Origin of the sequence: Sphingopyxis sp. (assembly GCF_050725655.1) — a bacterium.
Lineage (GTDB): Bacteria > Pseudomonadota > Alphaproteobacteria > Sphingomonadales > Sphingomonadaceae > Sphingopyxis.
In genome coordinates, this window is the sequence record NZ_JBOHHT010000049.1 from 1 (window position 1) to 23814 (window position 23814).

A 23814-nucleotide genomic window follows, 5' to 3' on the forward strand; every position below is an offset into this window, starting at 1 on the left:
GGCGGGTTCAACGTGTCATCGCAACACGGCTTGGATACTATCTGCGGGAGTTTCGAAGTCCAAGGTTTTTCGCGGTCGCTGATTGAGGCGCAGGGCGATGGCGTCGAGGCCGTTCTGAGGGATGGAGGAGAAGTCGGTCTCGCGCGGCAGATATTGGCGTAGCAGGCCATTGGTGTTCTCGTTGGTGCCGCGTTGCCAGGGACTGCGGGGGTCGCAAAAATAGACCTGCACGTCGGTGGCGACGGTGAAGCTTTTGTGGGCGGCCATCTCCTTGCCCTGGTCCCATGTCAGGGATCGGCGCAGTTCCTTCGGAAGCTTGCGGATATGCTGTGCGAGCGCGGCGACGACCGTTGCCGAGTCCCGCTTCGGCAATTTGACGAGCATCGTAAAGCGGCTGTGGCGCTCGACGAGCGTGGCGATGTGGCTGCCGTTCGCCCCGGTCAGAAGGTCGCCTTCCCAATGGCCAGGCACGGCGCGATCCTCCGTCTCTGCCGGTCGTTCGCGGATCGATACCATATCGAGGATCTGCCCTTGTCCGGTCTTGATCCTCGCGCCTTTGGCATGGCGCATCTGCCGCCGCGTGCGCAGGTGAACGGTCAGTTCCTTCTTCAGCACGCCGCGGGCCTGGATGAAGAGGCTGCGATAGATGGCTTCGTGAGATATGCGCATGTCCTCGTCGTTCGGGAACGCCCGCTTCAGCCAACCCGAAATCTGCTCCGGCGACCATTGCAAAGCAAGCTTGCGGGCGACACGCCATCGCAACCTGGCACGGCAGGCGAGACGGCATGGCTTCGGGCGCAATGCCCGGTCCCAGGCGCCCTTGTCGGCCAGGGTCGCGCGATAGGTCCGGCATCCGCCATTGCGGCCGATCTCCCGGCTGATCGTCGATGGCGAGCGACCCAGATCGCGTGCAATCCTGCGGATCGATCGACCTGCCGCCACGCCGCGGGAAATCTCTTCACGCTCTTCCAGCCGAAGCGCCGCCTTCGCCCTGCGCCGGGCCAAAGGCGCGATCCCCCCGTGGAGAGAGACAATCCGCTGAACGCCCGACTTGTTCCTCCTCTCTAACGCGCGCGCAATGGCCGGAATGCCCTCGCCCTTCCGCCAGCGATCCCAAAGCTCCGCCTTCTGCTCCAACGTAAACCACACACGCGACGTCACCATCACCGTTCTCCGCATCTGACATGATAGAACGTGTTGCGATGACCCGTTGAACCCGCCGGTGGAAAGCAGCCACGCCCAAGTGGAAGCAACTAGCGGCTATCACTTGGTAGGTCTGGCTACAGCCTGCGCACTTAGACCCATTTGCAACGAAGGCAGATGTCAGTCCCGGGCTTTTTCCGAGAATTTTCTAAAGCACTGGAATCATATCAATTAATACCAGTCGATTCGGGCCGCAGTAGATCAAAAAACGCGAGTATCGCCCTCGCAATGCGTACGAAATGCTTACGCCGAAAAATCCGGCCGCTAGACCGAGTTTTTCAAGCGCTATCAACCAACTGAAATATAAGGAAAAATGGTGCACCCGAAGGGATTCGAACCCCTGGCCTCTGCCTTCGGAGGGCAGCGCTCTATCCAGCTGAGCTACGGGTGCTGATAGAGCGCGGCCTCTAGCAAGCCCGCGCCGTGCCAGCAATGGCCTATCGACCAGAGGGCGGCGATGTGCGAAGCGGCGCCATGGGCATCGGGAACATAGCGTGAGGTCATCCGAACAAAGCTGGCCGATGGCCGCCGATCTTTATGGCGAGATGCAGCTTGAGGCGCATCCGCCCGCAAGGCGGCGCTGGCGCGACTATATGCCCGGCGTACTTGTCACCGCCATCGCGGCGCTCGCCGCTGCGTGGCTCGCCGACCATTATGCTGCGCCTTTGGTGCTGATGGGGTTGCTGATCGGCCTCGCGATGAGCTTCCTCTCGCAAGACAAGCGCACCCACGCGGGACTCGACCTGATGTCGCAGACCGCGCTGCGCATTGGCATCGTGCTCGTCGGCGCGCGGATCACCGCCGAACAGCTCGTCGAACTCGGGCCTTTGCCCTTCGCGCTGCTTGTGCTGATCATGCTCGCGGTCATTCTGGTTACCGTAGCAAGCGCGCGGTGGTTCGCGCAGGACCGGCACGCCGCGCTGCTCGCGGGCGGCGCGACCGCCATTTGCGGCGCATCGGCCGCGCTCGCGCTCTATTCATTGATCGGCGACAAGCGCGTCGACCAGGCGCGTTTCACGCTGACGCTCGTCGGGATCACCGTCGCGAGCGCGCTCGCAATGACGCTCTATCCGGTGCTGGCTGCGCAGCTCGGCCTGACCGATGCGCAGGCGGGATTCCTGATCGGCGCGTCGATCCATGACGTCGCGCAGGCGATCGGCGGCGGCTTTTCCTTTTCACAGCCGGCGGGCGAGGTCGCGACGATCGTCAAGCTGACCCGCGTTGCGCTGCTCGCGCCGATGCTGATGCTCGTCGCGCTCTGGCTCGGCCGCAGCGGCGAAGGTGACAGCAAGACGCGGATTCCACTGCGCCTGCCGTGGTTCATTCTCGGCTTCCTTGGCGTAGCCGCGCTCAATTCGCTCATCGCCATCCCGCAAATCGCTCAAGACACAGCGGCTACAGGCGCGCAGGCACTGCTGCTGCTCGCCATCGTCGCGACCGCGATGAAAGCGCGGCTGCACCTGCTGCTTGATCAGGGATGGCGGAGCTTCGCGCCAATCATCGTCGCAACGCTGACGAGTTTCCTGCTCTCGCTCGCCGCCGCGCTCAGCCTGTGACGCCGTGACGTCGCCCTAACGGGTTTATATTTCAGCCTTTCGGCAGCGCCCAGCTGACGGTCAGCTGTGTCGCGCGGCGCGGAATATCGAGCTTCGCCTCGCTGAAATTGACCTTTTCATTGGGTGGCAGCATGCGCACCGGCGGCTTGATCGTCCAGCTATAGACGATTGTCCCCTGTGCATCGCGCAGTTCGGCGAGGATCGGCGGAACGCGCTGTTCGCGATCAGTCGGGTTGATGATCACCCCCGACGCGGCGAAATAGATGGTGCCGTCGACCAGCTCGCGATGATCCTGGTTCGGCGGCAGCTCGATCACCAGGTCGGGCTCGTCGACCCCGCCCGGCAGGCCGAGGCCCTGCGCCCAGCCCGGCAGGCCGAAATACATGAGCCCCGCGGTCGCCGCGAGCATCAGCGCCGCCGCGCTCGCGGCGATAATCGTCCAGCGCTTCGCGGGATTGCGCCGCGGACGGCGGAACGGCAAGGGCGCATCGTCGATCACGGACACGGCGCGCGGGGGGGGCTCGGCAGTAAAGCTCGGCGGAGCCCGCGCGGGCGCAGGATCGGGTTCGGGAAAATCGGAATAGGCCGCGGCCGATCCCGGCGCTGCTTCGCGAGCCGGTGCCGGTGCAGGCGCCGCGGCGTGTTCCGGCGCACTTGGAACGGGCGCGACCACGGCCCCTACCGGCGTTGCGGCGGGCTCCTGAAACCAGCTATGGCGGCAATTGGCGCAACGCACAGTGCGGCCCGTGGGTCCGATCGCCGTATCGGGAACGACATAGCGCGTGTGACAGGACGGGCAGGCAAGGATCATGGGCTCCCTCTAAACACGCCGATTCGCGCGTTGCAAGCGCCGCGTGCCCACTCCCGTCTTGTCCTCTGTGGATAGCCGTGCGAGATGCTGGCTGATGAGCGGACCAGCGCCCCTGTTCTTTGACCCGACGCTGGCGCGCCATCGCGCGCGGGCGACGCCATGACGGACGTCTCTCCGGCGCGGCCCGGCGGCGCGATGGTCGAATTCGACGGCGTCGGCCTCCGCTATGGCCCCGATGCCGAGGTTTTGAGCGACATCAGCTTCAACCTCCAACCCGGCAGCTTCTATTTCCTCACCGGCGCATCGGGCGCGGGCAAGACCTCGCTCTTGAAGATGCTCTATCTCGCGCAGCGGCCGAGCCGCGGGATCGTCCGCCTGTTCGGCGAGGATCTGGTCGCGATGCCGCGCCACCGCCTTCCGGGCTTTCGCCGACGTATCGGCGTGGTGTTCCAGGATTTCCGCCTGATCCCGCACCTTTCGGCGCGCGACAATATCGCACTGCCGCTGCGTATCGCGGGGGTCAGCGAAGAGGATCTGTCGGGCCCGGTCGGCGAAATGCTGAGCTGGATCGGCCTCGGCGATCGCGCCGACGCCCGCCCCGCGACGCTGTCGGGCGGCGAGCAACAGCGCGTCGCGATCGCGCGCGCCGTCATCGCGCGGCCGCAATTGCTCGTCGCCGACGAACCGACGGGGAACGTCGATCCCGAAATGGCGATGCGCTTGCTGGGATTATTCGAGGCATTGAACCGCCTCGGCACCACGGTCGTCGTCGCGACCCACGATATCCACCTGATCAGCCGTATCGAGAATGCGCAGATGATGCGACTCGAACGGGGGCGCCTGTCCGACCCCACCGGCGCGCTGCGCTACCCGCCGGCGAACAGGACATAGCGGGGCGCCCATGATCATCCCGCGCGTTCCCGTCCAGCATCGCCGCCTGCTTCCCGACCGCCGCCTGTCGGGCCCGACCCCGTGGGTGATCGCGATCCTGATGATGCTGACCCTGCTCGCCGCCGCCGCCGGAGTCGGGCTGGCCCGCTCAGCAAACGCAATCGGCGCCGCGATCGCCGGACGCGTGACGGTGCAGATCGTCACCGCGAACCCGGTGACGCGCGCCGAACAGGCCGCGGCGCTCCGCCGTGCCGCCGCCGCGCAGCCCTTCGTCCTCTCGGCGCGCGCGGTCGAGCCGGAAGAATTGCAGGCGACGCTGGGCCAATGGTTCGGCGCAGCCGAGGGTGACGATCCGGTGCTGAAATCGCTGCCGCTGCCCGCGCTCGTCGACATCGACTTTGTCGGCGAGGACCGCACCGGTCCTATGCGCCAGTTGCAGGCGTTGGTCGCGCGCGAGGCGCCCGGCGCGCGGATCATTCCGCACGCCGAATGGCTTGGCCCGGTCGCGCGGCTGATCCGCTCGCTGGCGTGGATCGCGGGCGGCATGGTGCTGCTGATGACGCTCGCCAGTGCCGCGGTGGTGATCATGACCGCGCGCGCCGCGCTCGCAACGCATTTCCCGACGATCGAGATGCTCCACCTGATTGGCGCGACCGATCGCCAGATTACGCGGCTGTTCCAGCGCCGCATCGCGATCGACACCGCTTATGGCATCGCGCTCGGCACCGTCGTCGCCGCCGCGCTCCTGCTCTTGATCGGCTGGCAATGGGCGGGTGTCACATCGGGACTTGCGGCAACCGCCTCGTTCGGCCCCGCCGGCTGGGCGCTCTTGCTGGCGCTGCCGCTATTGGCTATCGCGCTCGCAGCCCTCACCGCGCGCCAGACCTTGCTCGCGGCGCTCAAGAAGATTTTATGATCAAGCGCCTGATTTCCCTGTTGTTCCTGGCCTGGATGCTCGGCTTCGCATGGTTCGCGCTGTTGCTGCCGCTGCCCGCAGAGGCGCAAAAGACCGACGCGATCGTCGTACTCACCGGCGGCCCGGGACGCATCGACCGCGCGCTCGAACGGCTCGAGGCGGGCGATGCCAAGCGCCTCCTCATCAGCGGTGTTGCGCGCGAGGTGAAGCCGCGCGAACTCGCGGCCGAATACAAGCGCCCGGTTTCGCTGTTCGACTGCTGCATCGCGCTGGGGTTCGAGGCCGAGGATACGCGCTCGAACGCGACCGAGGTCGCGACCTGGGCGCAGCGCCGCAAGTACAAGAGCATCCGGCTGATCACTACCGACTGGCATATGCGCCGCGCCGAATATGAAATCGGCCGCGCGGTCGGCGACAAGGTGACCATCCTGCCCGACGCGGTGCGCAGCCAGCCCAATTTCGCGACACTGTTCCGCGAATATCACAAATATCTGGCCGGACTGGCGGGCGGGCTGCTCGGCCTGTGAGATATACCATCGCCCTGGTCCGCTCGATCCTGTTCTGGATCGCCTTTTTCGTGATGAGCAGCATCTCGTCAATCGGCGGGGTGATCGCGCTGCCGATCTCGCACCGCGGCACGATCTTCTTCGTGCGGATATGGGCGCAGGCGCACCGGATCTTCTGCCGTTTCCTGCTCGGCCAGACGATCGTCGTCGACGGCGAGATGCCCGACATTCCGGTCCTCTATGTCTTCAAGCATGAATCGGCGTTCGAAACGGTCGAGCAGCCGATGCTGTTCAGGCATCCGGCGGTGTTCGCGAAGGAAGAGCTGTTCTCGATCCCCGTCTGGGGTCAGGCGGCGCGCTTTTACGGCCTGATCCCGGTCGACCGTGACGGCGGCGGCAAGGCGATGCGCGCGATGCTCGGCGCGGCGAAGGCCGCGCTCGCCGCGGGCCGTCCGCTGGTGCTGTTCGCCGAAGGAACGCGCGTCCCGCACGGCGAAGCGCCGCAACTACGCCCCGGTTTTGCCGGCATGTACCGCCTGCTCAATATTCCGGTGATCCCCGTCGCGGTGAACAGCGGCCTCGCCTTTCCGCCGCGCCGTTGGGTCAAATGGCCCGGCACGATCACCTACAAGGTCGGCGAAACGATCCCCGCCGGGCTGCCGCGCGAAGACGCCGAAACACGCGTGCGCGTCGCGATCAATGCACTGAACCCGCCTGAGGCATTGCTGGAAGCTAAGCAAACCAACTAATTCCGTTCGCATCGAGCGAAGTCGAGATGCCCCTCGGCCTTGCGCTATCCCGCCGGGTGTCTCGACTTCGCTCGACACGAACGGAAATTGAGGTTCGGTTAGTGCTTGCGCCCGAAATCGGGTGCCGGATCGTCCTGCCCCTCGGCAATGATCGAACGGCGAATTGCGCGCGTGCGCGTGAACCAGTCCTCGAGCTTGTCGGCATCGCCGCGGCGGATCGCCTGCTGCAAGACCGTCAGATCCTCGTTAAAGCGCTGCAAGGTCGCGAGTACGGCATCCCTATTCGCGAGGAACACGTCGCGCCACATCACCGGATCGCTCGCCGCGATACGCGTGAAATCGCGGAAACCGCCCGCCGAATATTTGATCACCTCGCTCTCGGTGACTTCCTCGAGCTCGCTCGCGGTGCCGACGATCGTGTAAGCGATGAGGTGCGGCAAATGGCTCGTCACCGCGAGCACCATATCGTGGTGCGCGGCGTCCATGATGTCGACCTTGGCGCCCAGCGCCTGCCAGAAGCCGGTGAGCGCCGCCACGGCGTCTTCGGGCGCGCCTGCGCCCGGCGTGACGATGCACCAGCGGCCTTCGAACAGCGTCGAAAAGCCTGCCGCCGGGCCGCTATTCTCGGTCCCCGCAACCGGATGCGCCGGGATGACGATATGATCGGGCAGTGCCTTTGCCAGCGCCTCCGCAACGCCCGCCTTCGACGAACCGACGTCGGAAATGATCGCATCGGGCTTCAGCCCCGGCGCGATCGCGACCGCCGCTTCAGCCATGCGGCCCACCGGCACCGCCAGAATGACGAGGTCGGCGTCCGCCACCGCGGCGACCGGGTCATCGACAATCGTATCGCAAAGGCCGAGTTCGCGCGCGAGCTCGCGCACCTCGGCGCTGGCGTCATGGCCGGTCACCGCGACCTGCGGCAGCCGCTCGCTGATCGCGCGCGCGATCGACGAGCCGATCAGGCCCAACCCGACAATCGCGACGCGCGCGATTGGCATCAGCCGTTCAGCGCGGCGCGGATCGCCGCCGCCAGCCCGCGCGTCTCATCCTCGGTGCCGATCGTCATGCGTAGCGCATTTGGCAACCCCTGCCCCGGCAGCCAACGGACGATATAGCCCGCCTCCATCAGCCGGTTATAGACGGTCTCGGCGCTGACATCGCCTTCGAACAGCACGAGCAGGAAATTGCACGCCGACGGCACGATACGCAGGCCATGGTTGCCGAGGCTTTCGAGTTCGCCCGCCAGCCAACTGCGCCATGTCGCATTATGCTCGCGGCTATGCGCCACGAATTCCTCGTCGCCGAGCGCCGCGACCGCCGCCGCCTGCCCCGCGCGCGTGACGTTGAACGGCAGGCGGATACGGTGCAGCGCCGAAATCACTTCGGCGGCGGCATAGCCCCAGCCGATGCGTTCGGCGGCAAGGCCGTGGATCTTCGAGAAGGTGCGCGTGATGAAAACGTTCGGCTGCGTCTTCGCGAGTTCGAGCCCGCCATCATCCTCGGCGTCGGACAGATATTCGGAATATGCCTGGTCGATCACGAACAGTATATTCTTCGGCAGCCCGGCGTAGAGCCGCGCAACCTCTTCGCGCGTTGCAAGCGTGCCGGTCGGATTGTTCGGATTGGCGAGATAGACGACGCGCGTCTTGTCAGTCACGGCGGCGAGCAGCGCATCGACGTCGGTCGCATAATCCTTATCATCAGCCTCGATCGGCACCGCTCCGACGCGCCGCGCCGCGATTTCATAGACCGCAAAGCCGTATCGCACGTACAGAATCTCGTCGCCCGCGCCAGCATAGGTACCCGCCGCGAGGTGGAGCAATTCGTCGGATCCGTTGCCGCAAATAATCCGCGCCGGATCGAGCCCGAACTTCGCCGCGATCGTTTCGCGCAGCTCGATCGAACCGGGGTCAGGATAGCGCGACAAAGCGTCGGCCGCGCCCTGCGCCGCAGCGAAGGCCGCGCGCGCCTTCTCTCCCGTTCCGAGCGGATTTTCGTTTGCGCTCAGTTTGATCAGCGGGCGGCCGTCGGCGCCGGCCGACTTGCCGGGAACATAGGGAGCGATGCCGCTGATCCACGGCTTCGGAGTGAGAGTGGCGCTACGATCGGTCATGCCGCGCCGTTTAACGGCTGTGCTGCGCGAGTCCAGTACGTTGACAGGGTGCGCGCGCCCGCTTAGCCCCGCGCGAACCATGGCGAGCCTGCTCCACGATATCCAGCATCACAGCGTGACGATCGCCGCGCCGCTGCCGCTCGACAGCGGACAGCTGCTGCCATCTGTGACGATCGCCTATCAAAGCTATGGCGCGCTCAACGCCGACAAGTCGAACGCGGTGCTGATCTGCCACGCGCTGACCGGCGACCAATATGTCGCGAGCGACCATCCGGCGACGGGCAAGCCCGGCTGGTGGGCGCGCATGGTCGGGCCCGGCAAGCCGATCGACACCGACCGGTTCCACGTCATCTGCGCCAATGTCCTCGGCAGCTGCATGGGGACGAGCGGGCCGGCCTCGCCCGACGCCGCCACCGGCGCGCCGCTCGGCATGGCCTTCCCCGTCATCACGATTGCCGACATGGTGCGCGCGCAGGCGATGCTGCTCGATCATCTCGGCATTTCGCGACTTCATGCCGTCGTCGGCGGGTCGATGGGCGGCATGCAGACGCTCGCGTGGGCCGCGGCCTATCCCGACCGTCTCGCCTCGGCGCTCGTCATCGCGAGCGCGGCGCGCCATTCGGCGCAGAACATAGCGTTCCACGAGGTCGGGCGGCAAGCGATCATGGCCGACCCCGACTGGCAGGACGGCCAATATTATGGCAGCGCGCGTGCGCCGACCAAGGGCCTCGCGGTCGCGCGCATGGCGGCGCACATCACCTATCTCTCCGAGGAAGGGCTGACGGAAAAATTCGGCCGCCGCCTGCAGGCGCGCGACATCAAGAGCTTCGGCTTCGATGCCGATTTCCAGGTCGAATCCTATCTGCGGCACCAAGGGCTTGCCTTCACCGACCGCTTCGACGCCAACGCCTATCTCTATATCACGCGCGCGATGGACTATTTCGACCTCGCCGACCCGCACGACGGCCGCCTCGCGGGGGCGTTCGCGAGCGCGAAAGATGTGCGCTTCACGCTCGTCAGCTTCGATACCGACTGGCTCTATCCGACCTCCGAATCGCGCCGCGTCGTGCAGGCGCTGCAAAGCGTCGGCGCCGCCGCGAGCTTCGTCGAACTGTCGGCGCCCTTCGGCCACGACAGCTTCCTTCTCGACGTCCCCGCGCTCGACCGCCTCGTCGCCGGCGCCCTGGGTTCGGGTTTCTGATGGCGCTGCGCCCCGATCTCGCGATCATCGCCAATGCCGTGCCCACGACGTCGCGCGTGCTTGACGTCGGCTGCGGCGACGGCGAGCTGATGGTTGCGCTGCGCAACAAGGGCGTCGACGCGCGCGGGCTGGAGATCGACCCGGCGAACGTCACCGCCGCGATCGCGCGCGGCCAGTCGGTCGTGCAGGGTGACGCCAATCGCGACCTCGCCGACTATCCCGACGACGCGTTCGACTATGCGATCCTGTCGCAAACGCTGCAGACGACCGAGCGCCCCGACCGCGTGGTGAGCGAATTGCTGCGCATCGCGCCGCGCGCCTTTGTCAGCTTCCCCAATTTCGCCCATTGGCGCGTGCGGCTTGCATTGCTGTGGAACGGCCGGATGCCCGTCACTCGCCTGCTGCCCGTCGCGTGGTACGAAACGCCGAACATTCACCATGTCACGGTCAGCGATTTTCGTGACCTCGTCCGCGCCAGGGGCATCAGGGTCGAGCGCGTCTGGCACCTTTCGGGCGACAGGCCGACGAGCGACGCCGCCGCCAGCTGGCGCGCCGAACATGCGATCTTCCTGATTTCGCGCTAGCTCAGTCGCGCTTCTTCAGCCCGTTCGCGAGCAGGTCGTTCGCGACGCGCGCGATCTCGGCGATGTCGGCCTCTTCATCCCACAATCCATAACGCATCCCCAGAAACACGTTCATCCCGCCGATCGCCCAGGCGTGAACCTCGCTGATGTCGGGACGAATCTCCCCGCGCGCCGCGCCACCCTCGAGCCGCTGGCGGACGCGCGCGACCGTCGTTTCATAATGGCTGCGATAGCTCGCATAGTCGACGAACTCGGCCTCATCGATAATGCGGTAAATCTCTTTGTGCGCGCGCACAAAGCCCAGATAGGATTCGAGCCCGATCCGTTCGGCGCTGATCTCGTCGGCCGCCGCCTGCACCAACGGCGTGACATGGTCGCGCAATTGTTCGCTCATATAGCGGACGAGCGCCTGGAAAATCTCGTCCTTCGAATCGAAATAGGTGTAAAAGCTTCCGAGTGCAGTCCCGGCGCGGCGCGTAATAGCGCTGATCGACGCCTCGTGGAACCCGCGCTCGCCGAATTCGACGGCGGCGGCATCGAGCAGTTTGCGCAGCGTGCGGCGTCCGCGCTCGGTGCGCGGTGTCTTGTCGCGCGGTTCGCTCCCGACATTGTCTGTCTCGACTGGCGGTTGATCCATGACTGCCCCTTGCCTCCCTCCGTCACTGCATCGTGGCTTTTCCGCACCACTGGCAAGCAAAAAACGACGGCTTCACATTCCAAGTTGAAACTTGGTTCATGTTTCATTATTGGATGCGCCGCGGCTTGGCAAGCACCAGCCCAAGAAAAGCAAACAGGGTGGCGAGGGGTCACCCGCCACATGGGAGAGTCATATGCGTCCTTTCGCCCGCTCGCTGCGTCGTGCCATCCTTGCCACCAGCGCGCTTTCCATGATCGCCTTCGCTCCCGCTGCTTTCGCGCAGGAAGCGGGCACGACCGACGCCGGCGATAACGAGATCATCGTGACGGCACGCCGCCGCGACGAACGACTGATCGACGTGCCCGTTGCGATCACCGCCTATTCGGGCGAGGCGCTGGCTAAAGCCGGGGCGATCGACATCACCGACGTCGGGCAGACGACCCCGAACACCACATTGGAGGTTTCGCGCGGGACCAACTCGACGCTCAGCGCTTTCATCCGCGGCGTCGGCCAGCAGGATCCGGTGTCGGGCTTCGAACAGGGCGTCGGCATCTATCTCGACGACGTCTATCTCAACCGCCCGCAGGCCGCGGTGCTCGACATCTATGATGTCGAGCGCATCGAAATCCTGCGCGGGCCGCAGGGCACGCTTTATGGCCGCAACACGATCGGCGGCGCGGTCAAATATGTAACCAAGCAGCTTCCGGAGGAATTCTCGCTCAAAATCAAGGGCACGCTCGGCACCTACGATCAGGCCGACCTCGTCGTCACCGCGAGCGCGCCAATCGGCGATCTGCTCCGCGTCGGCGGTTCGGTCGCCCGCCTGTCGCGCGGCGGCTTCGGCGACAATCTCACCACCGGCCGCGAAAATTACAACAAGGACGTTTGGGCAGGCCGCGCCACCGTCGAACTCGGCGGTTATGGCGCGCCGGTGCTGATCCGCATTTCGGGCGACTATTCGAAGGACAAAAGCGATCCGCGCGGCGGCCACCGCCTGATCTCGTCGCTGCTGACCAACGCCCCCGTCCTCGACGACGTGTTCGACAGCCGCGGCGGCCTCGACGATCCGAAGCAGGAGATCGAGGCTTACGGTCTTGCGATGAACGTTACCGCCGAGCTGTCCGACTCGGTGACGATCCGGTCGATCAGCGCCTGGCGCAAGGACACGTCGGCGACCCCGATCGATTTCGACGCGCTGCCCGGCGTCGACATCGACGTCCCCGGTTTCTATTTCAACGAGCAGATCAGCCAGGAATTCCAGCTGCTCTACGAAGGCGACAGACTGAAGGGCCTGCTCGGCTTCTATTATCTCGACGCGACCGCCGACACCTTGTTCGACGTCCGCATTTTCAACAATCTCGCGGGCCTGACCGCCTTTACCGAGGCCGATGTCGATACCCAGACCTTCGCGGTGTTCGGCGATTTCACTTATGATTTCAGCGAACAGCTCAGCTTGTCGGTCGGCGGTCGCTACACATGGGACGAGCGCGAAGCGTCAATCCTGCGCCAGAATTATCTCGGCGGCGGATCGCCGGTGTTCGGCGGTGCGGGCGTCGCCGCAGGTGCGCCGGGCACCAATTTCGAGGGTAAGCGCAACTTCAACAAATTCACGCCGCGCGCCTCGCTGTCGTTCAAGCCGACCCCCGACCATAATTTCTACGCCAGCTATTCGCAGGGGTTCAAAGGCGGCGGCTTCGATCCGCGCGGGGTCGGCGTCAACGCACCGGCCGCCATTCCGGGCGCGCCGACCGATGCCGAAGTCGCCTCCTTCCTGAGCTTCCGCCCCGAAAAGGTCGAAAGCTATGAGGTCGGCTACAAGGGCAGCCTGATGGACGGCGCGGTCAACGTCGCGCTCGCCGCCTTCTATGCCGATTATACCGACGTCCAGATCCCGGGCTCGGTCGCCTGCACGGCCAGCGGCCTGCCGAGCTTCTGCGGCGTCGTCTCGAACGCCGGCAAGGCGACGTTCAAGGGCGTCGAATTCGAAGGCCGCGCGCGCCTCGGCGAAGATATTGCGACCGCGGGCGACCGGCTGACGCTGTCGACCGCGGTCGGCTTTATCGACGCGCAATATAAGAAGTTCATCGCCAACATTCCCGACCCGGTCACCCTCCGGCCGACACCGACCGATGTGTCGGATTTCCGCGAGGTGCAGAACACGCCCAAATGGACCGCCAGCGGCACGCTCGCTTACTCGACCCCGGTCGGCGACGGCGACATGAGCTTCGGCACGACGCTGTCGTATCGCAGCAAGACCCATCAGTTCGAAATCCCGAACCCCTATATCGACCAGGATGGCTTCGCGCTGTGGGATGCGAGCCTCGTCTACACCGCGCCCGACGATCGCTGGAGCCTTGGGGTATTCGGCAAGAATCTGACGAACAAGGAATATAAGACGTCGGGCTATACGTTCGTGAACGTCAACCCGACGACCGGCGCGATCCTTCCGGGCCCGGGCGGCCTTCCGACCTCGGCGCTCGGCCGCGAAGGCACGCTCACCGCCTTCTACGGCAACCCGCGCCAGGTTTTCGTCACCGGCACCGTGAAGTTCTGATCTTCGGATAAAAGGGGGAGAGGGGCGTCCGTTGCGGCGCCCCTTTTCTATGAGGCGAGTGGCGGCGCGCCGGTCGCGGCGACCATCCGTTCGCCATCGATGACGATCGGACTTGCCACGCCGTCGATAAATGCCCCCTCGGGCCGGAACCGCATTCCGCGCGACACCACCTGCGGGCCGGCGAAGACGGCGGCAAGGTCGTTGATCGGTCCTGCGGGCACGCCTTCGGCCTCGAGCGCCAGCGACAGCGGCTGCGCGTCCCATGCGGCGATCTTCGCCGCAAGCAGCGGGATCAGCTCGGCCCGGTTCGCCAGCCGCGCGGCATTGTTCACGAAACGCGGATCGTCGGCCCATTCTGGCATGCCCAGAATCGCGCAGAGCTTGCGATATTGTCCGTCGTTGCCGACCGCGATGACGAGCTGGCCGTCGGCGGTCGCAAACACCTGATAGGGCACGACATTGACATGCGCATTGCCCATCCGCTTCGGCGCGACGCCGCTCGCGAGGTAGTTGGCCGCCTGGTTCGCCAGCACCGCGACCTGCGAATCAAGCAACGCCATGTCGATGTGCGCGCCCGCGCCGGTGACGTCACGGCGTCGCAGCGCGGCGAGGATCGCGACCGCCGAATACATGCCGGTGAAGATGTCGGCATAGGCGATTCCTGCCTTTTGCGGCGGCCCGTCGGGCTCGCCAGTCAGCGACATGAAGCCGCTCATCGCCTGGACGAGATAATCATACCCCGCACGATGCGCATAAGGGCCGGTCTGCCCAAAGCCGGTGATCGAACAGACGACGAGCCGCGGGAAATCGGCGCGCAGCCGCGCCGGGTCGAGGCCATATTTGACGAGCCCGCCGACCTTGTAATTTTCGATGATGACATCGGCGTCGGCCAGCAGCACGCGCACTTCGGCCTGCCCGTCGGCACGCGCGATATCGATCGCGACGCTGTGCTTGCCGCGGTTGCAGCTATGATAATAGGCGGCACCGAGATTTTCGCCATCCGCACCGGAGACGAAAGGCGGACCCCATTCGCGCGTATCGTCGCCCGCGCCCGGCCGCTCGACCTTCACCACCTCGGCGCCGAGGTCGGCGAGCAATTGCCCGCACCACGGCCCTGCGAGCACCCGCGCCAGTTCGACGACGCGGATGCCCCGCAAAGGTTTTAAGCCCTCGGGCTCAGGCAAAGGCCGAAATACCGGTGATCGCGCGGCCAAGGATCAGCGCATGAACGTCGTGCGTGCCCTCATAGGTGTTCACCGTCTCGAGGTTCACCGCGTGGCGGATGACATGATAGTCGGCCGAAATGCCGTTGCCGCCGTGCATATCGCGCGCGACGCGGGCGATATCGAGCGCCTTGCCGCAATTGTTGCGCTTCAAGAGGCTGATCGCGTCGGGAATGAGCCGGCCTTCGTCGATCAACCGGCCGACGCGCAGCGCCGTCTGCAGGCCAAGCGCGATTTCGGTGAGCATGTTGGCAAGTTTCAGCTGCACGATCTGGTTTGCCGCGAGCGGCCGCCCGAACTGCTTGCGTTCGCCCGTATAATCGCGCGCCGCTTCATAGCAGAATTCGGCAGCGCCCATCGCCCCCCAGCCGATGCCGTAACGCGCGCGGTTGAGACAGCCGAACGGACCCTTGAGGCCCGACACATGCGGCAACAGCGCATCCTCGCCGACCTCGACCGAATCCATGACGATTTCGCCGGTGACTGAGGCGCGCAGGCTCACCTTGCCCTCGATCTTCGGTGCCGACAGGCCCTTCATCCCCTTTTCGAGCACAAAGCCGCGAATCGCCCCGTCATGCGCTTCCGACTTCGCCCACACGACGAAGACGTCGGCGATCGGCGAGTTGGTGATCCACATTTTCGCGCCCTTGAGGCGGTAGCCGCCTTCGATCTTTTCGGCGCGCGTGCGCATCCCGCCAGGGTCGCTGCCGGCGTCGGGCTCGGTCAGGCCGAAACAGCCGACGAGTTCGCCCGAGGTCAGCCCGGGCAGGAACTTCCGCTTCTGCTCCTCGCTGCCATAGGCGTTGATCGGGTGGATCACGAGCGAGCTTTGCACCGAACAGGCCGAACGATAGCCCGAATCGATCCGCTCGACTTCGCGCGCGATCAGCCCGTAGCTGACATAATTCAGCCCCGCGCCGCCATATTCGGGATCGATCGTCGCGCCGAGCAGTCCGAGCGCGCCCATTTCGGACATGATCTCGCGGTCGAAACGCTCGTCGAGAAACGCCGAGGTGACGCGCGGCAACAGCTCGCCCTCCGCATAGGCGCGCGCGGTATCGCGCACCATCCGTTCCTCTTCGCTGAGCTCGGCATCGAGCTGGAGGGGATCGAGCGGGTCGAGCGCTTCGATGCGCTGCGGATCGGCGAGGGCCATGGGTCTGCTTTCTTCAAGAAACGACCCATGCATCGGGTCGTTACGGGGTCGGTTCGGCCGTTTTGCGGGCCATCGCGGCAGCGGGGCTGTCGCGCGGTTCCAATATCGCCGCCGTTTCGATCAGGTCAAGCGCGCGCCGTGCCTCATGGTAACGCCGCGCATCGATCAGCCACTCGCTCGCGACCTCCGATCCGGGCATCGCCTCGACTTCGGCGATCGCAAGATCGGCTTGCCCGGCCGTGAGATAGCGCCGGGCGCGGTCGAGCCGCTCGGAGGCGCGCGGCGACTGGGTTCCCGCGGCGCGCACCACGAACAATTCGCCCAGCTCGCGGCGAAGCCCGGTCCACAGGCTGCCGCTACCCTCGCCGCCACGCCCGACAAGCTGCGGCGCCAGCGTGTCGAGTTCGGCGCGAAGCTGTTCGAGCGTCACCGGTTCGCGCGATGTGTCGACGATCGTCTTGACCGCATTGGGCTGGTCGTCGCCGAAGCGCAGGCGAAGCTGGGCGTCGAGATAACCGAGCGACAGCCCGCGATCGAGCGCGCGGCGCACGGCGAAAGCAACGAGCAGACCCTCGGCGCGCGATGCGTTGCCCGACGCCGATTCGGCCTCGAGCGTGATCCGCGAGAGGCGTTGTTCGAGTTCGGCGACGCGTGCCGCGAGCGCGTTGGCGCCGTCGATCGGCGCGACCATCAGCGGCGCCGCATTGGCTCCGCCCTTTGCGGCAAGCGGATTGGCGGCCCCGACGGGCGCCGCGATCATTTTCGCCGTCGGTGGTAAATTACTGCCCGTAAGCCAACGATTCACCGCCCATCCGCCGCCGGCGATACCGATCAGGAGCAGCAGGAAGGCACCGATGGCGAGAGCGCGAAACGATAGTCCCCTTTCGGGTACCACCTCGTCCGCCGACGAGGACGTGTCGATGCTGTCGATTGCCATGTTTCTCTTTCGAACGACCCTATTTTGCACCCTTGTGCCACAAAGCACGCGCTTGTGCCAATATTGCGACGTCGTCGGGATGTCCCGCAATGGCCAGATCGCGCCAGCCGTCGCCGGCGGCGGCCGCCACCGCCGGGCTGATCGCGACTAGCGACAGGTGCGCGCGCGAATCGCCGACCAGCTGGGAAATTCGCTGCGCGGCGCGCGCCGAATGCACGAGCAGAATCGCCGGGGCGGCGATCAGCGCGTCCCATTCGCCCGGCACCGGGGCGGGATCGACGGCATAGCAGGGCAGCGCCGTGAGCGATGCCGCCCGTGCGTCGAATTCCGACCGGTCGCGTCCGCAAAGCCACAGAATATTGTGGATATTTTCTGACGTCATATCGTCAAGAAGTCGCTGCGCGCACGATGATCCGGTCATCGCCACCGTCAGGCCCGCGGCCTCGGCCGCCCGCGCGGTCGCTGCACCGACGGCATAGGCGGGCAGCGACGCCAGACCGGCCAGCCCCGGCCCCGCCAGTCTTGCGGCAAAGGCGCTGGTTAGCAGCAGCACGTCGAAATCTGCGGGTTTCGGGGGACTCCAGTCGATTGCACGCGCATCAAAAAGCGGCATCGCATGGACGTCGAACCCCATGACCCTCGCCCGCTCCACCGTCGCTGCATTGCCCGGCTCGGGCCGCGTAACGATCAGCGGCGGCCCATCGGTCATGCCGCGAACAGCCGCCGGACGCTGTCGGGCGCTTCATCAAGCAACCGACGTGCCAACGCCGCCGCAGTCGCAGCATCGGTGACGATGACATGTCCCGTCGCATGATCGGCGCCATCTTCGGAGAAAATTTCGGCATCGAGGCGCAGCGCGCCGTCGTCCTGCCACCGCGCATGCGCCGCGACGGGCGAGCGGCAATCGCCGCCGAGCGCCGCCAAAAACGCGCGCTCGGCCGCAACGGCGCGATGCGTCGGAGCATGATCAATCGCCGACAGCAGCGCGCGGGTCGCCGCGTCGTCGGCGCGGCATTCGATGCCGATCGCCCCCTGCGACGCCGCGGGAAGCAGCAGGCTCGCCTCCTGCACCGTGCCGACGTCGTGCATCCCCAGCCGCTCGAGCCCCGCCGCCGCGAGCAGGGTCGCATCGGCGTCGCCGCCTGCAATCTTGGCGAGCCGCGTCGCGACATTGCCGCGCAGCAGCACGGTTTCGAGGTCGGGGCGAATCCGCTTCACCTGCGCCGCACGGCGCGGGCTGCTCGTCCCGATCCGTGCGCCCTGCGGCAGGTCGGCGATCGTTGTCGCCGCGATACCCTCGCGCACCACCAGCCGATCGCGCGGGTCGGCGCGTTCGAGCATCGCGCCGAGGAAAAAGCGCGCATCGCGGATCGTTTCGACATCCTTCAGCGAATGGACCGCAATATCGATCGCTCCCGCGTCGAGCGCGGCGTCGAGTTCTCGCGTCCACAGCGCCTTGCCGCCCACCTCGGCGAGCGCGCGGTCCTGGATCTTGTCGCCGGTCGCGGTCATCGGCACGATTTCGAGCGCCGCCATGTCGATGCCATGGCTGGCAATCAGCGCCGCAGCAGCCATATGGGCTTGGGCCATCGCGAGCGGCGAGGCCCGGGTGCCGATACGCAGCGGGTTTTCGGGGGTTGGAAGCCTATTCATCATGCCCGCTGCTAGCGCGGCTTGCCCTGCCGATAAAGGGGCGGGTAAAGGAACGCGCAATAATATGACCCTGATCCTCGGCCTTGAATCGAGCTGCGACGAAACCGCGGCAGCGCTCGTCGACAGCAACCGGCGCATTTTGGCGCATCGCGTTGCCGGACAGGAGGCCGAGCACAGTCCTTATGGTGGGGTCGTTCCAGAGATCGCCGCGCGCGCGCATGTCGACCGGCTCGCCCCGATCGTCGAGGGCGTGCTCGCCGATGCCGGCGTGTCGCTCGCCGATGTCGATGCGATCGCCGCGACCGCCGGGCCGGGGCTGATCGGCGGCGTAATGGTCGGGCTCGTCACCGGCAAGGCGCTCGCGCACGCGGCGAACAAGCCACTGATCGCGGTCAATCATCTCGAGGGCCATGCGCTCAGCCCACGCCTGATCGAACCGAGCCTTGAATTTCCTTATCTGCTGCTCCTCGTCTCCGGCGGCCATTGCCAGTTGCTGCTCGTCAGGGGCGTCGGCGATTACCGCCGCCTTGCCACGACGATCGACGACGCCGCGGGTGAAGCCTTCGACAAGACCGCAAAGCTGCTCGGCCTCGGCTACCCCGGCGGCCCCGCAGTCGAGCGCATTGCGAAGGAAGGCAATCCCCATGCGGTCCCGTTGCCGCGCCCGCTCGTCGGCAGCGCCGAGCCGCATTTCTCCTTCGCCGGCCTCAAGAGCGCGGTCGCGCGCGCCGCCGCGAGCGGCCAGCACAGCGTCCCCGACCTCGCCGCCTCCTTCCAGCAGTCTGTTGTCGATTGCCTCGTCGACCGCAGCCGCATCGCGCTCGCCGCCTGCCCCGATGCGACCGCGTTCGTCGTCGCGGGCGGGGTTGCCGCCAACGGCGCGATTCGCGGTGCACTGACCGATCTCGCAACGCGCTTCCACAAGTCTTTCGTCGCGCCGCCGCTCTGGCTCTGCACCGATAATGGCGCGATGATCGCCTGGGCGGGCGCCGAGCGTTTCGCGGCCGGCCTCACCGATCCGCTCGATACCGCCGCGCGCCCGCGCTGGCCGCTCGATCCCGAAGCCGAAGCGGTGCGCGGCGCTGGAGTAAAAGCATGACAGGTGAAAGCATGACACGCTTTACGCGGTTCGGGGTGATCGGCGGCGGCGCCTGGGGCACCGCGCTGGCACAGCTTCTTGCCGCCGATGGCGCCCCTGTCCGCCTGTGGGCGCGCGAGGAAGACGTCGTTGCGGCAATCAACGCCGAGCATTGCAATCCGGTTTTCCTGCCCGGCGCCGCGCTCTCGTCTTCGCTGACCGCAACCGACAACCTTACCGACATGGCCGATCTCGACGCCCTGCTCGTCGTCGTCCCAGTACCCTTCCTGCGCGCCGTTCTCGCCGAACTGCCGCCGGGCGACGCGCCGCTGATCTTCTGCAGCAAGGGCATGGAGGCGGGCAGCTTCGCCTTCCCGATCGACATGGCGCGCGATCTCGCGCCGCAGCGCCCGCACGCGGTCCTCTCGGGGCCGACCTTCGCGCACGAAGTCGCTGCGGGGCTGCCGACCGCGATCACCCTCGCCGCCGCTGATGCCGATCTCGCCGCCGAAATCGCGCAGGCGCTCGCTCGCCCGCATTTCCGCCCCTATGTCTCGACCGACGTCATCGGCGCCGAGATCGGCGGCGCGGTGAAGAATATCCTCGCGATCGCCTGCGGCATCGTCGACGGCGCCGGGCTCGGGCTCAACGCGCGCGCGGCGCTGATCAGCCGCGGCTTCGCCGAAATGACGCGCTTCGGCCTCTCGCGCGGCGCGCAGGCCGAAACGCTCGCGGGCCTTGCGGGCCTCGGCGACCTCGTCCTTACCTGCACCTCTGCGAATTCGCGCAACTTCGCGCTCGGTCAGGGACTCGGGCGCGGCGAGCCGGCGGAAGCGCTGATGGCCGACCGCCGCACCGTCGCCGAGGGCGCGTTCAGCGCGCCGGTGGTCGCCGCCGCGGCGCGCGCCGACGGCATCGACATGCCGATTACCGACACCGTTGCGCGGCTAGTAGCCGGCGAAACGCGCGTCGGTGACGCCATTCAGGCATTGCTCAGCCGGCCGCTGCGATCCGAAGGGCGATGAAATGTTTCGACCAATTGCGTGCACTCCCCCGCCGCGCTAGACTGCGCTTCGGGGAGCAGCAGAAGGGGCGCGAGGCTTGAGCCAAACCGACAGCGCAGCCGCGCCCTCTTCGCCCCCCGCTTCGCCGGACGTGCCCTCAGGGGACGCGGACACCGCCGCGCTTGCCAAGGGCGGACGCACCAATTTCTTGGGTTTCATCCTCCGCCTCGTTGCCCGCCTGCCTTTCCTTTATGTGGCGGGCCGTTGGTACGGGCCCGAAGCCGTGGGCCGCTTTGCCTTCGCCGTGCTCGTCATCGAACTCGTCGCGCAGCTCGCGACGCTGGGCCTCAAGCGCGGCCTTGCCGAACAGCTGAGCGCGCCGGGCGCCGATCAGCGCACCGTCGTATGGGACGGCATGTTTGTCGCCTTCATCGCGTCGGCCGCCGGCTCGTTGCTGCTGGTGCTGCTGCCGCAACTGATGTTCCCATCGGGCGGCATCGACAGCGCCGATCGCTGGATGGCGCTGCTCGTCTTTGCGATCGCGGGCACCGATATCGCGCTGGCCGCCTGCGCCTATAAATTCGACGTCGGCGCCACGGTTCGTGCCCGGGCGGTGGTCGAGCCGTGGGTCATCAGCATCGGCGCGGCGGCCTTCTTCTTTGTGTCGAAGCGCGACGGGCTGATGCTCTCTTATGCAGCCGCGATGCTTGGCGCCTTCCTCACGGCACTGGTCCCGATGTTGCGTCATTATGGCGGGCCGCACGGCTGGCAACCGCATCCGGCGCATCTGATCGCAGTTGCGCGGCGCAACGCACCGCTCGCCGCCGCCGACGCGATCGAATGGGGCACGCGGCGCCTCGACCTGTTCATTCTCGGCCAGTTCACTTCGCCGACGATCTACGGCATCTATTATATGGCGCAGCAGGTCGCCTCGCTGCCGCAGAAGCTCAAGACCAGCTTCGAGCCGATCCTCGGCCCCGTGATCACGCGCAACCTCGCCGAAAACCGGCTTGCCGCCGTGGCCGCGCAAGTGAGTCAGGTCGGGTTCTGGATCATCGCGGCGCAGGCCGGCGTCGCGCTCGCGCTCGGCATTCCGGGCGAGGCGGTGATGGGCCTCGTCGGCCCCGAATTCGTCAGCGGCACCGCCGCACTCGCCTTTCTGCTCGCCGCCGAGGTCGTCGCAGCGACCGCGGTCGTCAGCGAGGCGGCGCTCGTCTATGTCGCGCGCCATCGCAATTTGCTGATCAGCATCGCGACGCTCGCGCTGCAGGCGGGGCTCAGCGTCGCGCTGATCCTGATCGCCAAGTCGATGGGCCTGCCGCCGATCACTTATGCCGGGGCCGTCGCGCTCGCGCTGATGCTCGCGCTCGGATTCGCATCGCTGGTGAAGGCGCGCCTGCTCGCGCGCATCCTCGGCGCGCCGGTGAACAGCCTTCGCTGGGCGCTCGTCTGGGCAACCGCCGGCGCGACCGTGCTCGGTTGGGGCGCCACACAGCTTCCCGAATGGGCCGAACTCTTGATCGGCGTGCCCTTCATCCTCGCCATCTACGGCTGGCTGATCTGGACGCGCGGCTTCGGCCCGGCGGACCGCGAACTGTTCAGGAAGCACCCCGAACCCGCCGCGGCGCCCGCAGGCTGATCGTTACTCGACCGCTTTTTGCGCCGCGTCGCCGACATTCTCGGCGGCATCGCCGACCTTTTGCGCCGCTTCAGTGACCGCGCCGCTCTGCGCCTTGTCGTTGGCAAGGAACTGGAAGGCGAAAAAGGCCGCGACCAGAATCGCGACGAGGAAAATCAGCCCGATCCCGAACCCGCCGCCGCGGCGCGGTTCGCGGTCGATGACCGTGGTCGTGTGTGTCGTCCCGTCGGGATCGCGTGTCTCGTGAATTTCGTCGGCCATATGAAGCCTCCTATGCTGTCTGGCGCATAGGAGGCTTCAGGGCCGAGGAAGGTTCCTAGCCCAGCCGTTCGGCGATCTTGGCCTTGAGATCGGTCTGCGCGCGCGGGCCGACCTGCGCGATGATTTCGCGCGCACACACCGCGCCCATCGTCAGGCAGTCTGCAATCGGGCGGCCCTGCGCCTGCCCCGACAGGAAACCCGCCGCGAACAGGTCGCCCGCGCCGGTGGTGTCGACGACGGTTTCGATCGGCTCGGCGCCGACTTCCGTGCGCGTGCCGCCGGTCAGGGCGATCGCGCCATGCGAACCACGCGTGACGACGAGCAGCGGCACCTGCGCCGCAACCGCGGCGACGGCGGCTTCGAAATTCTCGGTTTCGGCGAGCGCGCAAATCTCGACCTCGTTCGCGAAGAGAATGTCGAACAGCCCCTCGGCGATCAAATTGCGGAAATCTGCACCGTGACGGTCGATGATGAACGCGTCGGACAGCGTGAAGGCGACCTTGCGCCCCGCCGCGCGCGACACGTCGATCGCGCGCCGCATCGCCGCGCGCGACAGCTCGGGATCCCACAGATAGCCTTCGAGATAGAGGATTTCCGAATCGGCGATCCACGCTTCGTCGATCATCGACTGCTCGAGCAAATGGCTCGCGCCGAGGAAAGTGTTCATCGTGCGCTGGCCGTCGGGGGTGACGAGGATCAAGCAGCGCGCGGTCGGCGCGCCTTCGCTCAGCGGCGGGGTTTCGTACGCGACGCCGAGCGCGCGCAGGTCGTGCGTGAAAACATGGCCGAGCTGGTCGTCGGCAACCTGGCCGATAAAGCTGCAACGCTGGCCGAGCGCAGCCATCCCCGCCAATGTATTGGCCGCCGAACCGCCCGACATTTCGATCGCGGGTCCCATCGCCGCGTAAAGGCGTTCTGCCTCTTCGGCGTCGATCAGCCGCATCGACCCCTTGGTCAGACCTTCGGCAGTGATCAGCGCATCGTCGGCGCGGGCGATGACGTCGACAATGGCGTTGCCGATGGCGACAACGTCGAAACGGGCGGTGGAGGCCATGAAATATCCTGTGATGCGTGGAAAAAGCTGCCGCGCGCCTTAGTCGGCGGGGGCCGCCAAGGCAAGCATAACGCTTGACCCGCGC

The 23814-nt window shown here is 66.4% G+C and carries 23 protein-coding genes and 1 tRNA gene; 11 read left to right on the top strand and 13 right to left on the bottom strand.

What is annotated here, in order from left to right:
• Positions 1-15: 15 nt before the first annotated feature.
• Both ACREBX_RS06235 and ACREBX_RS06240 read right to left on the bottom strand, forming a co-directional pair.
• Complete coding sequence (locus ACREBX_RS06235; protein WP_431560891.1) at positions 16-1164, bottom strand: IS30 family transposase; 1149 nt, start codon at positions 1162-1164, stop codon at positions 16-18.
• A 353-nt stretch (positions 1165-1517) separates the two neighbouring features.
• A tRNA-Arg gene (locus tag ACREBX_RS06240) sits at positions 1518-1594 on the bottom strand.
• Positions 1595-1724: 130 nt separating this feature from the next.
• Here ACREBX_RS06240 and ACREBX_RS06245 point away from each other — a divergent pair.
• Positions 1725-2759: a YeiH family protein gene (locus tag ACREBX_RS06245; RefSeq protein ID WP_431560935.1), complete on the top strand. Its 1035-nt coding sequence runs from the start codon at positions 1725-1727 to the stop codon at positions 2757-2759.
• A gap of 31 nt (positions 2760-2790) precedes the next feature.
• Here the strand turns inward: ACREBX_RS06245 and ACREBX_RS06250 are convergent, their stop codons facing one another.
• Positions 2791-3570 (bottom strand): zinc-ribbon domain-containing protein, encoded by a 780-nt coding sequence (locus tag ACREBX_RS06250; RefSeq protein WP_431560892.1) that lies wholly within the window; start codon positions 3568-3570, stop codon positions 2791-2793.
• 159 nt (positions 3571-3729) lie between these two features.
• On the opposite strand from ACREBX_RS06250, the gene ftsE reads away from it, so the two are divergent.
• The 4 genes from ftsE to ACREBX_RS06270 are packed head-to-tail and all read left to right on the top strand — an operon-like array spanning position 3730 to position 6632.
• Positions 3730-4461: a cell division ATP-binding protein FtsE gene (ftsE, locus tag ACREBX_RS06255; protein ID WP_431560893.1), complete on the top strand. Its 732-nt coding sequence runs from the start codon at positions 3730-3732 to the stop codon at positions 4459-4461.
• Between the two features lie 10 nt (positions 4462-4471).
• On the top strand, positions 4472-5377 hold the full coding sequence (locus ACREBX_RS06260) for a cell division protein FtsX (protein ID WP_431560894.1): 906 nt from the start codon (positions 4472-4474) through the stop codon (positions 5375-5377).
• On the top strand, positions 5374-5904 hold the full coding sequence (locus ACREBX_RS06265; RefSeq protein WP_431560895.1) for a YdcF family protein: 531 nt from the start codon (positions 5374-5376) through the stop codon (positions 5902-5904). The genes ACREBX_RS06260 and ACREBX_RS06265 overlap by 4 nt, the downstream gene beginning before the upstream one ends.
• Complete coding sequence (locus ACREBX_RS06270; RefSeq protein WP_431560896.1) at positions 5901-6632, top strand: lysophospholipid acyltransferase family protein; 732 nt, start codon at positions 5901-5903, stop codon at positions 6630-6632. The genes ACREBX_RS06265 and ACREBX_RS06270 overlap by 4 nt, the downstream gene beginning before the upstream one ends.
• Before the next feature lie 98 nt (positions 6633-6730).
• On the opposite strand, the gene ACREBX_RS06275 is transcribed toward ACREBX_RS06270, so the two are convergent.
• Both ACREBX_RS06275 and hisC read right to left on the bottom strand, forming a co-directional pair.
• Positions 6731-7636: a prephenate/arogenate dehydrogenase family protein gene (locus ACREBX_RS06275; RefSeq protein WP_431560936.1), complete on the bottom strand. Its 906-nt coding sequence runs from the start codon at positions 7634-7636 to the stop codon at positions 6731-6733.
• On the bottom strand, positions 7633-8748 hold the full coding sequence (hisC, locus tag ACREBX_RS06280; protein ID WP_431560897.1) for a histidinol-phosphate transaminase: 1116 nt from the start codon (positions 8746-8748) through the stop codon (positions 7633-7635). The genes ACREBX_RS06275 and hisC overlap by 4 nt, the downstream gene beginning before the upstream one ends.
• 79 nt (positions 8749-8827) lie before the next feature.
• On the opposite strand from hisC, the gene metX reads away from it, so the two are divergent.
• A complete protein-coding gene (metX, locus tag ACREBX_RS06285; protein WP_431560898.1) occupies positions 8828-9949 on the top strand; it encodes a homoserine O-acetyltransferase MetX in 1122 nt (373 codons plus the stop codon).
• Positions 9949-10533: a methionine biosynthesis protein MetW gene (gene metW, locus ACREBX_RS06290; protein ID WP_431560899.1), complete on the top strand. Its 585-nt coding sequence runs from the start codon at positions 9949-9951 to the stop codon at positions 10531-10533. The genes metX and metW overlap by 1 nt, the downstream gene beginning before the upstream one ends.
• A gap of 1 nt (position 10534) precedes the next feature.
• On the opposite strand, the gene ACREBX_RS06295 is transcribed toward metW, so the two are convergent.
• Positions 10535-11170 carry a TetR/AcrR family transcriptional regulator gene (locus ACREBX_RS06295; RefSeq protein WP_431560900.1) on the bottom strand — a complete coding sequence of 212 codons (636 nt, stop codon included), beginning with the start codon at positions 11168-11170 and terminating at the stop codon, positions 10535-10537.
• 193 nt (positions 11171-11363) lie between these two features.
• Between ACREBX_RS06295 and ACREBX_RS06300 the strand changes: the two genes are divergently transcribed.
• Positions 11364-13724, top strand: a complete 2361-nt coding sequence (locus tag ACREBX_RS06300; RefSeq protein WP_431560901.1) for a TonB-dependent receptor — start codon at positions 11364-11366, stop codon at positions 13722-13724.
• Positions 13725-13771: 47 nt separating this feature from the next.
• Here the strand turns inward: ACREBX_RS06300 and ACREBX_RS06305 are convergent, their stop codons facing one another.
• From ACREBX_RS06305 to hemC, 5 genes are read right to left on the bottom strand one after another with little or no spacing between them, the layout of a single operon-like run.
• Positions 13772-14881 (bottom strand): CaiB/BaiF CoA transferase family protein, encoded by a 1110-nt coding sequence (locus ACREBX_RS06305; protein WP_431560902.1) that lies wholly within the window; start codon positions 14879-14881, stop codon positions 13772-13774.
• 19 nt (positions 14882-14900) lie between these two features.
• A complete protein-coding gene (locus tag ACREBX_RS06310) occupies positions 14901-16103 on the bottom strand; it encodes an acyl-CoA dehydrogenase (RefSeq protein ID WP_431560903.1) in 1203 nt (400 codons plus the stop codon).
• A gap of 40 nt (positions 16104-16143) precedes the next feature.
• Complete coding sequence (locus tag ACREBX_RS06315; protein WP_431560904.1) at positions 16144-17040, bottom strand: mitofilin family membrane protein; 897 nt, start codon at positions 17038-17040, stop codon at positions 16144-16146.
• 19 nt (positions 17041-17059) lie between these two features.
• The gene (locus ACREBX_RS06320; protein ID WP_431560905.1) at positions 17060-17749 is read right to left on the bottom strand and encodes a uroporphyrinogen-III synthase; all 690 of its coding nucleotides are present in this window, start codon (positions 17747-17749) and stop codon (positions 17060-17062) included.
• A complete protein-coding gene (hemC, locus tag ACREBX_RS06325) occupies positions 17746-18693 on the bottom strand; it encodes a hydroxymethylbilane synthase (protein ID WP_431560937.1) in 948 nt (315 codons plus the stop codon). The genes ACREBX_RS06320 and hemC overlap by 4 nt, the downstream gene beginning before the upstream one ends.
• A gap of 64 nt (positions 18694-18757) precedes the next feature.
• Between hemC and tsaD the strand changes: the two genes are divergently transcribed.
• From tsaD to ACREBX_RS06340, 3 genes are all read left to right on the top strand, one after another.
• The gene (gene tsaD / locus ACREBX_RS06330) at positions 18758-19792 is read left to right on the top strand and encodes a tRNA (adenosine(37)-N6)-threonylcarbamoyltransferase complex transferase subunit TsaD (RefSeq protein ID WP_431560906.1); all 1035 of its coding nucleotides are present in this window, start codon (positions 18758-18760) and stop codon (positions 19790-19792) included.
• On the top strand, positions 19789-20796 hold the full coding sequence (locus ACREBX_RS06335; protein WP_431560907.1) for an NAD(P)H-dependent glycerol-3-phosphate dehydrogenase: 1008 nt from the start codon (positions 19789-19791) through the stop codon (positions 20794-20796). Before tsaD ends, ACREBX_RS06335 begins: the two co-directional genes overlap by 4 nt.
• Positions 20797-20872: 76 nt before the next feature.
• Complete coding sequence (locus ACREBX_RS06340; protein WP_431560908.1) at positions 20873-22414, top strand: lipopolysaccharide biosynthesis protein; 1542 nt, start codon at positions 20873-20875, stop codon at positions 22412-22414.
• A gap of 3 nt (positions 22415-22417) precedes the next feature.
• Here the strand turns inward: ACREBX_RS06340 and ACREBX_RS06345 are convergent, their stop codons facing one another.
• On the bottom strand, positions 22418-22675 hold the full coding sequence (locus tag ACREBX_RS06345) for a hypothetical protein (RefSeq protein ID WP_431560909.1): 258 nt from the start codon (positions 22673-22675) through the stop codon (positions 22418-22420).
• Between the two features lie 55 nt (positions 22676-22730).
• On the bottom strand, positions 22731-23729 hold the full coding sequence (locus tag ACREBX_RS06350) for an adenosine kinase (protein WP_431560910.1): 999 nt from the start codon (positions 23727-23729) through the stop codon (positions 22731-22733).
• Between the last annotated feature and the right edge of the window lie 85 nt (positions 23730-23814).